Below are 12,482 nucleotides of genomic sequence, written 5' to 3' on the forward strand. Positions count from 1 at the left end.
AGCTAAATCCTATCAAAAGTTAAAGTTTTTCGTACTACGAAGCTCCTACCGAAAAAAGACCATCAAAGTCCACCAATTTTACAGAACGAAAGTCAAATCATGGAAAGGGCTATCATTTAAAAACAATTAACCTTGATAGCCCATTCTTTTAAAACCAATTTATTATGCCAAATTCAATTATTACAACCGACGATTTAAGAGAATTTAAAGTAGAGCTACTCGAAGACATTAAAAAACTGCTCACCTCACAATCTAAGAATAAAGTAAAACGCTATTTAAAATCTGCAGAAGTTATGGATATGCTTCAAATCAGTCCCGGAACACTTCAAAACTTAAGAATTAACGGTACCCTGCCCTATACTAAAATGGGAGGCATTATTTATTACGATACCCGGCAGATTCAAAAAGTTTTAGATCAAAACAGTATTCACCATAAAATGAAACTTTAATGCGCAATTATATCAAACTACTGACCGCGGCCTATGAGCAATTTTACAAAGATAGCCGGCTAAGTCCGTCCCATGTTAGTTTGTACATGGCTCTTTTTCAGGAATGGAATATCAGTCGTTTTGCCATAGAATTTTATGCTGATAGACATTTGCTTATGAAAATTTCCAAGATCGGTTCTACTTCAACATATCATCGTTGTATTGTACAACTACACGACTGGGGATATCTAATTTATTACCCTTCTTTCAATCCGTTTAAAGGCAGTAGAATTCGGATGCAACTTCTTGACAATACCGAGCAGGAATTAGCATCCGGTTACGATCCCAAATTAGAACAGCTTGCCGAACGCTACCATCCCAGCACTGAACAGCTCGACGATCGGAAGTATCCCGTGAGCGAACAAGCATGCGTATCTAATATAAAACATAATAAACCTATAAACATTAAAACACCAAACCGACAGGAGGTTATTTTATTTTTTAAAAATTTAAAATCAAAAAAATCAAGTGCCAATCATTTTTTTGACCACTATCATGGACAAAATTGGGTTACCGGTGATGGTCTAGCCATTAAGAACTGGAAATCACTCGCGAAAAAATGGATCGATACACAACATGCTTTTGAAAAGAAAAACAAGATCAGGCATCCCAAATCTGAAAAGGATATAGACTTCTTAAAAACAACTAACGATAAAGATTATGGACAACCCCTCTAAAATTGTTGAAGGTGGCGTCACCTATTCCCTCGGAAGATTTGATGGCTGCTGTGTACACTATGATTTTTCTAAGATTCTGGTTTACCTGGAAGCCAAAGGAAAATTACTGTTTGGATCACATTTTGAGCTCTTCAAGAAAGATCGAAAAATACTATTACAATTATGCTCCTACATGATTAGGGATGCAACCACATGTGCGAAATATGATATCGATATCAATAAAGGAATATTACTTTCCGGACCGGTAGGCTGTGGTAAAACCAGTCTCATGAAATTATTACGACACCTGGATCCACAGCGGCGTTTTTATGAAATGATTCCATGCCGTAATGTAAGCTTCGGATTCAACCATATCGGTTATAAAACTATTGAAGATTATGGGAATTCAGGCTACTATTGTTTTGATGATCTTGGAGTGGAACTTCCCGGAAGATTTTACGGAAAAGATTGTAATGTCATGGGCGAAGTTTTACTCTCACGATATGAACGTCATAACCTAAGTAAAGGATCCTTTAAAACACATGCTACCACTAACCTCAACGCTGAAGAATTAGAATCCCGTTATGGTATACGAGTACGAAGTCGAATGAAAGAAATGTTTAATCTCATCGCCTTTCAGAAACACACCGGAGACAAAAGAAAATAAAAGGAATATGCTTTCGGCACATTCCTTTTATTATCCGGTATATAACTATAATTGCTATTAAATAATCACAAATCTTTGGCCTTTGTGACTATATCTTTAAACTCCGCCTTAAAGCCATGTTCATCTCGTAGATTGGTACTGTTGATCCATTCCAATACCTGATCATAACTACTTGTCCCTTTATATTCGGAATCAGAAAGAAGCATCGAAAATGCCGAAATACCAGCGGTAAACTTCATGAAATCAGATGACTCAGAAAAAGTTTTTGCTTCATCAAAAATTTCCAACTGAATAGGAATGCTAACATCGCTATCCGGTAACTTATATCGAAAATCTACTGTAAAAGCCGGAAGGTTTTCAGAAATAGTACCAACAGGAACAATTTCATAGAGTGCAGTGATATTTTGCCCTGCACCGATCTCCCCGGCATCTTCCGTATCATCTTCAAAATCTTCTGTATCTAAAATTCTGTTTTCATATCCAATTAAGCGATAAGCTTCCACTACTTCAGGATTAAAAGCTACCTGAACTTTAACATCTTTGGCTATGGTATAAAATTTACTATAATCGTAAATAAAGACTTTCCGTAATTGCTCCGGATTATCGATATATTCATAATTTCCATTTCCGTAGTTGGCAATCTGCTCCAGGGCAGCATCGTTTAAATTCCCTCGACCTACTCCCAAGACCGTTAGAAATATTTTGGAAGCTCTTTTCTCTTCTATAAGCGCTATGAGTTCCTCTCGGTTACTTATTCCCACATTAAAGTCGCCATCAGTTCCCAGAATAATTCGGTTATTGCCATTTTCAATAAAATTTTCCTGTGCGATCTCGTATGCAGTAGAAATTCCTGCTGCTCCGGCTGTACTTCCTCCCGCACCTAATTGATCGATTGCATTTTTGATAGTATTTTTTTCTGTCCCGGAAGTTGATGCTAATAAGACTCCGGCACTACCGGCATAAGTCACTATTGCTATACGATCCTCTGCCCCTAATCCATCAACAAAATATTTAAAACCATTCTTTAAAAGTTCCAGCTTATCTTCACTGGCCATCGATCCTGAGACATCAATAAGAAAGACAAAGTTTGATGGTACGTCTTCACTTTCAGGTATTGTTTTACCTTTTATTCCAATCCTAATCAATTTGTTTTCACTATTCCATGGATTTCCACTAAGCTCCCCATTTAAACTAATGGGATGTTCGCCTCCATTAAACTCGTAATCCAGGTTAAAATAATTAATAAGCTCCTCTGTACGAATGTCTCCTCTTGGAGGTAACATATTTTCCTGCATTATAAATCTTCTCATATTCCCATAGGAAGCACCATCGGCATCAATGGAGAATGTGGAAATTGGAGCTTCTGACGTATATACAAATGGATTCTCTACATATTCTTCATATTGATCTCCAGTTTGAAACTCTCCCATTTCGTCGTATTCCGCGGTATTCCCATTAGAAAAGGAAAAACTATTGTCATTTTCAGGATTCGTACTGCAGGAAGCAACAATGAATAGCAACAAAATTAATTCGTAAACTTTTTTCATAATGACTAGTATTGGTTTCTATATAGATACACTGATAATGAAAAAGTTGCGTATGTTTTTGAAGTATATTTTCGGGGATTTTAAAAATAAACTTTAGGTAAATGAACAATACATTGACGTTTTTGAGACCTCCGATATATGCCATTTAATAAGTTATCAACAGATCATTGGTTCTGATCATAATATTTATTGACAATTAGCACTAAAATCTATCATCTCACACTAAACTTTATTTTATTTACAAATTATTGATTTACAGTATTTTACAACCTTAAAACTATAACTTTATCATAACAAATTCTAAATCATTATGTTATGAGAAAATCAATTGTACTTACTTTAATGTTAAGCGTTTTTGCGACGCCACTTTTTGCTCAGATTGGGGGTATTGAAGATTCCGTAAATGATATCGCCAGTACGATCCGAAGTGTATTTCCTATTATTTTGGCAGTGATCTTTTTAGTAGGCTTTCTTTTCAATGCCGGTCATTTCTTTGGAGAGAACTCGGATATTAAAAAAGGGATTACCCGGGTATTGGTATTTGTACTTATTGCCGGAGCCGTGGTAGGAATCTTCTCCTATATCCTTGGTATTGTGGTTTAAAGAAAAGAATATGACTTCTTTTGACACCTACCGCAATATCCGTAAGGGTGCCGTTATTTTTGGATTACCGATACCCCTATTCGCTCTATGTATGGTATCGGTAATCGGCTCCCTTTTGATCATCATTTTTGCTTTTAGCATGACAATTATTGCTAGCGCATTACTATGGAACCTTGGATTATATATCCTTTTACTGCGAATGAGCAACCGTCCTCTTTCATTCACACCAAAGGGACGATTTCCAAAGCATATCACCAATAAATTTTATTCAGGAATAACTTATGAAAAGACTTGAATTTTCAAAATATCATCCGCTAATCCATATGGATGGTAATTTAGCTTATGCCAATAACGGTAACGTGATTTTAGGCTACAGTGTACACCTACCAGAGATCTATTCTCTTTCTGAAAAAGATTTTGAAAAGCTACATTCGAGTTGGTTTCAATCCCTAAAATCATTGCCTTCCGGATGCCTTGTTCATAAGCAAGACACCTATCACAAAAAGGAATATTCCGCTTCGGCCCTTCCAAAACAGCGCTTTTTAGAAAAAGCAACTTATACCTATTTTAAGGGAAGGGAATATCTCTATCATGAGTGTCATTTATTTTTTGTCCTTCCAGCCGGTAAATCCATACAAAGTAACCGGTTTGTCAATCCGTTCAAAAAGCTGGATACCAAAATTCCCAAACGCATATCCGCGCGTGTAGATCAATTTGTAAGCAGTGTATCAGATGCGGTTTCCTTCTTAAACAATAGTCGAAAAATTAGCTTAAGTCCATTGTCTCCTGAGCAAGCGCTCCAACTTACAGAAGATTATTTTAATGGATATCACGAAGATCATAAAACAGATATGTTATTGCATCGCGATGGCGTAAGTATTGGAGAACATCATTATGGTGCAATGGCTATCAATAATGAATTGTGTTTTGGCGATCAACTGCATACCAGTAAAATTAATGAAGCTTTTACTTCCGACACCTTTAGCTTTCAAATGGGATTTATTGATGGTCTTGGTCTCGCTCTTCACGAAAATCATATGATTAATCAGATTATGATCCTTGATGATAAATACAAATGGCGCCGGATACTGGAACAAAAAATTGAGGCATTAAAAAAAAGTGTCAATTTTGGTTCCCAAAACAAAATCATTTTAGGTAAAATACAGGAAATCCTAGACCGTATTAACGATGATGAGCAGTCCCGAATTATAAGAGGGCATTTGAATATTATATACTGGACAAAAAAGCCATACCGGCTTACGAACATTGCCTCAAAAATCAATTCGGAATTTAAGGAGTTGGATATTATACCCTATGCTCCGAAAGGGGAAGCTTTAAAGCATTATCTCCTTAACAGCTACTGGGCTCATGCTACTAATTTCAAAGATCACGATCTTTATGTAAGTGAACTTAAACATGCTTTATGTCTTTTAATCAATAACACCTCTTACCGATCTGATCCACAAGGCATAATTTTTAATGACAGGGCTTATAATATACCCGTATTTAAGGATGTTTGGGATGAACGAAAGAAAAGGATAAAAGCTCGTAATTTTGCCATTTTTGCCCCGACCGGGGAAGGGAAATCTTTTTTAGCCAATAATATACTTCGTCAGTATTTTGAACAGGGAATTCGTCTGGTAATTATCGATCTTGGAGGTTCCTATACAAAGCTTGCCAAGCTCTATCCCGGGCAATATACCGTGATGCGATATCATGAGGGAGAAAGTCTTGGGATCAATCCTTTCTATATCCCTACAGCTAAAGATCTCACTACCGAACGGCTTGAAGATCTGGCAATATTTATATTTGAGCTCCTCGCTCCCGGCACCAGGATTGAAAAAGCGCAATCTGTAGCACTCAAAAAGATCTTAAAAGCCTATTACCAACAAGAATCCGGGATTCCTTCTTTAGCCGGTTTCTATCATTTCATTGATGACTCCGGTGAATCACTACCTGCAGCACTGGGAATCAAAATGGAATACTTTAACCGATCTGATTTTCTTCATGTTATGTCTGAGTATGTGGAGAACGGGATCTATAGTTTCCTATTTGAAGATCAGGAAGATCAAACCTATAAACTGGAAGATAAACGCTTAATAATTTTTGAACTTGATGAAGTTCGTGATAACAAAGAAATTCTTTCGGTAATGCTAAAGCTTATCAAAACAGCGGTACAGCGAACGATTTGGAGAAACCGATCCGAACGTGGAATTATTTTGTTTGATGAATTCGCTAAGCAACTCAAATTTGATAATGTACTCGAAAGCGTTGAATTCTATTATCAGGCCATTCGCAAACAAAACGGTGCCATCGGTATTATCCTTCAATCGATCAATCAACTCCCCGGAAATACAACGGCTGCCAGTATTCTTGAAAATACGCAGGTCATTTATAGTCTCAACAATGAGAAAGGATACGATGAGCTCGCCTCGAGATTGAAGTTATCCGATCATGATCTAACGCAATTGCGATCCATCCGTAACAATTTCTCGGGGACGCGAAAGTATACCGAGATCTTCATTAAGATTGGAAAAGAAAGTAACATCTTTCGTTTGGAAGTACCTCCCGAAGTTTATGCCGCTTACCTCACCGATGGTGCCGAAAACGAAGCGATAATGGCCAATTACAATAAAACCAATGATATGGAAGCGGCTATAAAAGAATTTTTAAATCCATAAAACTTACAGCTTATGAAAACTTTACTTACCGCTAAACAGCACCTTTTATGTATTACCATAATCTCATTTCTAATACTAATTCCGGGAAACATACAAGCTCAGGGAATGCCGGTCTATGACAATACCAACTTTATCAGCTTGGCGCAACAACTGATCGAATCAGCCAAACAAACATCCAATTTAGTACAGACCGTAAACTTCTTAAAGGAGCAAAAAGAAAATCTGGAAAAGGTAACCAATGTTGTCAAACAATTACATGCCGTTCAGGAAATTACCGAAAATAACCAGCGCCTATACCGGATGGTTCGTGATGATCTTCGGGAAATCTTAGCCTCTCCCTATATCCGACCTTCAGAAATCGAAAGGGTCAGTGATGCTTTTAATCGCATAATTGAAACCAGCCTTGAAGATCTTAGTTATATGGAAAGTATTTTATCTAGTGATTATCTCAAAATGAGCGATGCAGAACGGGCTAAAATCCTTCAGGAGAAAAAAGAGGCCTCCCGGAAAATGGTAATGGAAATCAATCAGAAAACAAAAAGATACCGGGACATCATCTCCTTCCGGGAGATGCAGGATAAAATCAATAACCGCGAAAATGAATTCTGATGAATGCTTTGCTTGCTTATAGTATTGGTCTGGAATACGTAGATAGTGTCTTTCAGATTATTAAAGACAGTGACTTCTCTCAGTATACCATCACCGGAATAAAAGGACTTGGTGTTGTATTATTTCTAGTGAACATTCTGAAAAAATACAATGAGGGAATTGCTGACCGTGAAGGATATACCTGGGGACTCAGCCCCGGGGCATTAGTCAAAAATTTTGCCGTGATCTTAATCGTTGTGTTTTCCACGCAGCTTTTGGGCTTCTTTGACACTATTCTTGTTGCTATTGAAGAGGACTATCGGGATACAGCACCTCCGTTGCTTCCTCTTCAGCTACAGGAAATGGAACTGGAACCAGAATATACCGGTATTGCCGGTGGTATAGAGGTAGCGCAAAAGGCACTGGCAACTTTATATGATGTTTTAGTTACTCCGCTTTACGGAATCAAAATGATTTCCTTTATGGCGGGTCTGTTTTTATGGATCCTGGATCTATTTATCTATCCATTATTTTTGGCCGAGCGCTATTTTTTATTAGGACTGATGCAAGCATTTTTCCCACTGATCATCAGCCTTTCGGTCTTTGATAAATTCCGATCTATGACGTACCAGTTCTTTAGACTCTACACCGCTGTTTACATGCTGGTTCCGGCATTTTTCCTGGTCAACATTTTCATTAATACGCTCTATGCCCAAATCAATGCAAATTTCTGGAATGAGCTTCTCGGTATAACGATGGATAATGCGTTGATCAACATCATTATTGAAGCAGGCTCCATAGGCTTTATTGTATTCCTGAAGTTTAAACTCTATAAAAAAGCGACCAGTTTTAGTCTTCGCTTATTTACCTCATGAAATAGTTGATTAACCTTTCTAATTCAGGTAGCGCTTAATCCTATCAATTCCCGATTATCGGGTAATATTCATCTCTAAACCATTTAATTATGAAAACACCTTATACTGATATTTTTGCAATACTAAAATTAAACCGTCTGGTCTCCATAAGTATAAGCATTGGTGCATTCCTTGCGATTAGCTACTCCGCATGGCTAACCTATTCCATCCATAATGAAGCATTAAATAATGCATTTGCTGTTGATGCGAATGGCAACGTACTCCCCTTAACTTGGGAAAACAAAAAAGACCATCTGGATGTGGAAGTATTGGCGCATTTGGACAATTTCCATCGGTATTTTTACGATCTGGAATCAGGAACCTACGAAAAACACATAGAAAAAGCCTTATGGCTCGGGGATCAAAGTGTAAGTGATTTATTCCAACAAAAAAAGGCTGATGGTGTTTATAATCGCTTGCTGCAATATTCCTTAGTACAACAGGTGACTCAGGTACAGAGTGAGATTGATATACAGAGCACTCCTATTCCGTTTCGAACTACCACAGTTTTTAAGATTAACCGTGGGGGAATTACAGATACCTACGAGCTTATTACTTCCGGAAAAATTCTACAGGTAGAACGGCATTTCCCCAAAAATCCGCATGGAATGCTGATCACTGACTTTTACGAAAACTCCCTTCAAAAAGTAACCGATTAAAATTAAACATTATGAAAATACCTAAAAACAGTATTGTTTTTATCGCTCTTATAGTGATTGTAATTGCATTTATTGTCGGCGCCATATTTTGGTATCTTGATGATGGGCAGGAAGATGAAAACCTTCAACGCACGGGTATCCCCGAACTCTCTGAAGAGCCCATAACCTATACTTCCAAATTAGAAGCACTCAATAATCTGGAAGAAACAAAAGAGCGAACCGCGCCTAGTATTTACCAGGAATATGATAAAGATAGCCTGAATAGCAGAAGTCCATCCAGTGGGATTAATCCCTCCATTCCCATGCAGGATAGTTTACTACCCAATCCACCGTCATATGCGCAAAGCTCAAAAAGAACAGAGGTCGGGAATAGTTCAGTAAATCATTTAAATCCTAGCTTAACCAGATCTTCTGACTCTTTTGAAAATCATTTTAATATGAAAGAGCGGGCATTAGATCATCAATTGTTTTTTGCGGCACATTCCGAAAAACAATTACTCCAGAATACTTTCACAGATTCTGTTATTCCAGCTGTCGTTGATGGCCATCAGGTCGTTCGATCCGGTTATCGCTTGCAACTGCGATTAAGTGAAGATTGTAGCATTAATGGTCATCGATATCCTAAAAACACCAGACTATTCGGTTTTGTACGATTTCAACCTAATCGCGTGCTCATTGATATCTCACGAATCAACCATGAACCTATAACATTAATGGCTTATGATCAGAATGACGGTAATGCTGGTATTTATATCCAAAATAGCTTTCAGGCCGAAGCAAGCCAGGAAGTCATTGGAGATGTCGTTGATGATATTCAAATAACAGGAGTTCCACAGGTCAGTGGTCTTCAACGGATTTTCAGAAAAAATCACCGCAATATCAAAGTCACCATTAGCAATAACTATAAACTTCTTTTAAAACCTTCTAATATTTAAAACCATGAAAACTGTATTTACTCTTTTTCTTATCCTTTTCTATGGAAGTATTCAGGCAGAAACTTCTAAAGCTCTGGATACCCTTTATGCTAACGAAACCTATAATGTAGCCTTGTTTTTTCCAAAACCAATTCGTCAGGGAATTACGGGAGCTGAAAATTTTGCTTTTACATTTAATCGTGATCAACAGCAAAATCTTGGACTTTTACAGGCCAGTCCCGGTACACTTACCAATTTACTGGTGATCTGCAATGATGGTTCGGTATATAGCTATATCCTAAAGTATAGAAAAGAACTCTCCAAACTCACTTATTTTTTGAGTGCAGAATCAAGTATTGGAAACGAACACTATCAAACAGAAGTATCGGAACAGCAAAAGAACCGGAATATTACAAGTGATTCTCCTATGATTAAAAATGATAGTATTGATTATAAACCAACATGCAAGGCAATCTTAAATAGTCAGAAGCATATTCGAAAAAAGAAAAAAAGTAAGTATGGCATCAAACTGGAACTTCAAAATATTGTGTTTAGGGATCATCAGCTGTATTTTAAATTTCAATTAAGCAATACCTCTACTCTGGACTATGATCTTAATTTTCTTAAACTCTATGTACAAACTAAGCAAAGGGGAAAGAAAAAATCCATGCAAAGTGTTCTGAAAAAACCTATATACTCCCACCAAATACCTACTAAAATAACTGGTGGAGCAAAAGCGAGTTTTGTCGTCGCTTATGATAAATTTTCCATCGCTAAAGATAAACGGCTTTTTATTGATCTCAACGAAGCTAATGGTGAACGACATATCGATCTAAAAGTGAATAGTAGAGTGATCAATTTTCCGAATTTATAAGTACTGAAAACCTTCTAGTATTGTACCTAGTTTCTATCCACAGTAAGATAAATAACTCTGCCTATGTGATGATCTACGCTTGTATTTATTCCAAAATATCCGCTCTACACTCAGAGTTTTAGAAAAGGAATATGCTACGACATCGTAGCTTAACTTTGATTTTTAAAATACCTCTATTCTCATTTATCTGTACTTATAAACTTAGCCAATCGTCTACAGATCATACAAAAAACCCATAATGTATAATAGTATTTACATTTTTTCTATATTTGTAAAAAATATTTAACATTATGCCTAGGAACAGCATCGTATTATTACCTAAAAACAGGAAACTTTTAAAAGCAGTAGGAGAAAATATGAAGTTAGCACGTTTACGTAGGAAGCTCACCATGGATCAGGTTTCGGAGCGAGCAGGAATTTCCCGTCCCACGCTTTCATCCCTCGAAAAAGGGAATCCCGCGGTTTCTTTAGGTATTGTTTTGCAAGTTTTGTTAGTATTAGGTCTGGAGAAAGATATATTGCTTTTGGCCGACGATGATGTATTAGGTAGAAAAATCCAGGATGCTGACCTAATAGTTAAGGAGCGAGGACCAAAAAACACCAAGAAATAATGGCACCAGAAAGGAAAGAAATTTTGGTATATGCGCATTGGGATGGAATTGAATCACCTATATTAATGGGTAGTTTATACGCCACACCATCAAGAGGTAAAGAAATCTTTTCATTTGAATACGATAAAGAATGGTTAGCATCGGATTACGCACAAATCATAGATCCAGATTTACAATTATTCGAAGGAGCCCAATATCTAAATGATGAAAAATCTAACTTCGGAATTTTTTTAGACTCCTCGCCTGACCGTTGGGGACGGGTGCTGATGATGCGTAAAGAAGCAGCTAAAGCCAGGAAAGAAGACCGCCGGCCTAAAACTCTAATGGAATCGGATTATCTACTTGGTGTTTATGATAATAACCGAATGGGAGGACTTCGTTTTAAAACTGTACCGAATGGTACTTTTTTGGATGATGATAAAGCAATGGCTGCACCTCCTTTTGCTGCACTTAGAGATCTCGAATTTGCCAGCCTACAGCTAGAAAAGGAAAATGCCTCAGAAAATCCGGAATACCTAAAATGGCTAAATATGTTAATGGCCCCAGGATCCTCTTTAGGAGGGGCACGACCTAAGGCCAATGTCCGAGATGTAGATGGAGGCTTATGGATTGCTAAATTTCCAAGTCAAAATGATAGCCTGGATATGGGGGCTTGGGAAATGCTTGCATATCGATTAGCCATTCAATCCGGTATTGAAATGGCATCGTCCAGAATACAAAAATTCTCACATCACCAGCATACATTTTTAACACAACGATTTGATCGTAAGAACAATGGTAATCGTATTCACTTTGCTTCTGCTATGACTTTATTAGGATATACTGATGGAACTGACTATCAAGATGGTGTTAGTTATTTGGAGCTTGTGGAATTTCTAATGCGGAGTGGAGCTAACGTAAATAATGACCTCAGGAAATTGTGGACACGTATTGCTTTTAATGTTTGTATTTCGAATACGGATGATCACCTTCGCAATCACGGTTTCCTTTTAACGGATTCTGGTTGGATACTTTCACCGGCTTACGATATCAATCCTACTCCGAATGGCACAGGTTTAAAACTTAATATTTCTGAGAATGACAATGCTTTAGAGTTAGATTTGGTAAGAGAAGTAGCTCCGTATTTTCGTTTGGATGAAAAGGAGTCTACCAAAATTCTAAGTCATATTCAGCAAAATGTCTCACAATGGGAACAATTGGCTATTGATCTAGGGATTCCTAGAAATGAAATGGAATTAGTAAAAAATGCATTTACATATTAAGATTTATCAACAATTATT

The 12,482-nt window shown here is 37.2% G+C and carries 13 protein-coding genes; 12 read left to right on the top strand and 1 reads right to left on the bottom strand.

The window, feature by feature from the left end:
- Positions 1-164: 164 nt before the first annotated feature.
- From INR75_RS18760 to INR75_RS18770, 3 genes are read left to right on the top strand one after another with little or no spacing between them, the layout of a single operon-like run.
- Positions 165-449 (top strand): helix-turn-helix domain-containing protein, encoded by a 285-nt coding sequence (locus INR75_RS18760; protein ID WP_223090026.1) that lies wholly within the window; start codon positions 165-167, stop codon positions 447-449.
- Positions 449-1,165 carry a hypothetical protein gene (locus tag INR75_RS18765; RefSeq protein ID WP_223090027.1) on the top strand — a complete coding sequence of 239 codons (717 nt, stop codon included), beginning with the start codon at positions 449-451 and terminating at the stop codon, positions 1,163-1,165. The genes INR75_RS18760 and INR75_RS18765 overlap by 1 nt, the downstream gene beginning before the upstream one ends.
- Positions 1,149-1,811 carry an ATPase gene (locus INR75_RS18770; protein ID WP_223090028.1) on the top strand — a complete coding sequence of 221 codons (663 nt, stop codon included), beginning with the start codon at positions 1,149-1,151 and terminating at the stop codon, positions 1,809-1,811. The genes INR75_RS18765 and INR75_RS18770 overlap by 17 nt, the downstream gene beginning before the upstream one ends.
- A 65-nt stretch (positions 1,812-1,876) precedes the next feature.
- Here INR75_RS18770 and INR75_RS18775 read toward each other — a convergent pair whose 3' ends face one another.
- Positions 1,877-3,358: a von Willebrand factor type A domain-containing protein gene (locus INR75_RS18775; RefSeq protein ID WP_223090029.1), complete on the bottom strand. Its 1,482-nt coding sequence runs from the start codon at positions 3,356-3,358 to the stop codon at positions 1,877-1,879.
- Positions 3,359-3,673: 315 nt separating this feature from the next.
- Between INR75_RS18775 and INR75_RS18780 the strand changes: the two genes are divergently transcribed.
- The 9 genes from INR75_RS18780 to INR75_RS18820 all read left to right on the top strand — a co-directional run bounded on the left by INR75_RS18780 (position 3,674) and on the right by INR75_RS18820 (position 12,464).
- Positions 3,674-3,961, top strand: a complete 288-nt coding sequence (locus INR75_RS18780; RefSeq protein WP_084840822.1) for a hypothetical protein — start codon at positions 3,674-3,676, stop codon at positions 3,959-3,961.
- 281 nt (positions 3,962-4,242) lie between these two features.
- Positions 4,243-6,642 carry a TraG family conjugative transposon ATPase gene (locus INR75_RS18785; RefSeq protein ID WP_223090030.1) on the top strand — a complete coding sequence of 800 codons (2,400 nt, stop codon included), beginning with the start codon at positions 4,243-4,245 and terminating at the stop codon, positions 6,640-6,642.
- A 12-nt stretch (positions 6,643-6,654) separates the two neighbouring features.
- A complete protein-coding gene (locus INR75_RS18790; RefSeq protein ID WP_084840825.1) occupies positions 6,655-7,251 on the top strand; it encodes a conjugal transfer protein in 597 nt (198 codons plus the stop codon).
- Entirely contained in the window at positions 7,251-8,105 is an 855-nt protein-coding gene (locus tag INR75_RS18795) for a hypothetical protein (RefSeq protein ID WP_223090031.1), read from the top strand. The genes INR75_RS18790 and INR75_RS18795 overlap by 1 nt, the downstream gene beginning before the upstream one ends.
- Before the next feature lie 89 nt (positions 8,106-8,194).
- Positions 8,195-8,803: a conjugal transfer protein TraK gene (locus INR75_RS18800; RefSeq protein WP_223090032.1), complete on the top strand. Its 609-nt coding sequence runs from the start codon at positions 8,195-8,197 to the stop codon at positions 8,801-8,803.
- A gap of 11 nt (positions 8,804-8,814) precedes the next feature.
- A complete protein-coding gene (gene traM, locus INR75_RS18805; protein ID WP_223090033.1) occupies positions 8,815-9,738 on the top strand; it encodes a conjugative transposon protein TraM in 924 nt (307 codons plus the stop codon).
- Positions 9,739-9,742: 4 nt separating this feature from the next.
- Complete coding sequence (locus tag INR75_RS18810) at positions 9,743-10,591, top strand: DUF4138 domain-containing protein (protein WP_223090034.1); 849 nt, start codon at positions 9,743-9,745, stop codon at positions 10,589-10,591.
- A gap of 290 nt (positions 10,592-10,881) precedes the next feature.
- Positions 10,882-11,202 (top strand): helix-turn-helix domain-containing protein, encoded by a 321-nt coding sequence (locus INR75_RS18815; RefSeq protein ID WP_223090035.1) that lies wholly within the window; start codon positions 10,882-10,884, stop codon positions 11,200-11,202.
- The gene (locus tag INR75_RS18820) at positions 11,202-12,464 is read left to right on the top strand and encodes a type II toxin-antitoxin system HipA family toxin (RefSeq protein ID WP_223090036.1); all 1,263 of its coding nucleotides are present in this window, start codon (positions 11,202-11,204) and stop codon (positions 12,462-12,464) included. The genes INR75_RS18815 and INR75_RS18820 overlap by 1 nt, the downstream gene beginning before the upstream one ends.
- Positions 12,465-12,482 lie beyond the last annotated feature (18 nt).

The sequence above is a fragment of the Zunongwangia sp. SCSIO 43204 genome (assembly GCF_019904275.1).
Lineage (GTDB): Bacteria > Bacteroidota > Bacteroidia > Flavobacteriales > Flavobacteriaceae > Zunongwangia > Zunongwangia mangrovi.

Excerpts from the sequence above, each read along its gene's own strand:
- INR75_RS18760 (WP_223090026.1), top strand. The coding sequence starts at position 165 with ATGCCAAATTCAATTATTACAACCGACGATTTAAGAGAATTTAAAGTA.
- INR75_RS18765 (WP_223090027.1), top strand. The coding sequence starts at position 449 with ATGCGCAATTATATCAAACTACTGACCGCGGCCTATGAGCAATTTTAC.
- INR75_RS18770 (WP_223090028.1), top strand. The coding sequence starts at position 1,149 with ATGGACAACCCCTCTAAAATTGTTGAAGGTGGCGTCACCTATTCCCTC.
- INR75_RS18775 (WP_223090029.1), bottom strand. The coding sequence starts at position 3,358 with ATGAAAAAAGTTTACGAATTAATTTTGTTGCTATTCATTGTTGCTTCC.
- INR75_RS18780 (WP_084840822.1), top strand. The coding sequence starts at position 3,674 with ATGAGAAAATCAATTGTACTTACTTTAATGTTAAGCGTTTTTGCGACG.
- INR75_RS18785 (WP_223090030.1), top strand. The coding sequence starts at position 4,243 with ATGAAAAGACTTGAATTTTCAAAATATCATCCGCTAATCCATATGGAT.
- INR75_RS18790 (WP_084840825.1), top strand. The coding sequence starts at position 6,655 with ATGAAAACTTTACTTACCGCTAAACAGCACCTTTTATGTATTACCATA.
- INR75_RS18795 (WP_223090031.1), top strand. The coding sequence starts at position 7,251 with ATGAATGCTTTGCTTGCTTATAGTATTGGTCTGGAATACGTAGATAGT.
- INR75_RS18800 (WP_223090032.1), top strand. The coding sequence starts at position 8,195 with ATGAAAACACCTTATACTGATATTTTTGCAATACTAAAATTAAACCGT.
- traM (WP_223090033.1), top strand. The coding sequence starts at position 8,815 with ATGAAAATACCTAAAAACAGTATTGTTTTTATCGCTCTTATAGTGATT.
- INR75_RS18810 (WP_223090034.1), top strand. The coding sequence starts at position 9,743 with ATGAAAACTGTATTTACTCTTTTTCTTATCCTTTTCTATGGAAGTATT.
- INR75_RS18815 (WP_223090035.1), top strand. The coding sequence starts at position 10,882 with ATGCCTAGGAACAGCATCGTATTATTACCTAAAAACAGGAAACTTTTA.
- INR75_RS18820 (WP_223090036.1), top strand. The coding sequence starts at position 11,202 with ATGGCACCAGAAAGGAAAGAAATTTTGGTATATGCGCATTGGGATGGA.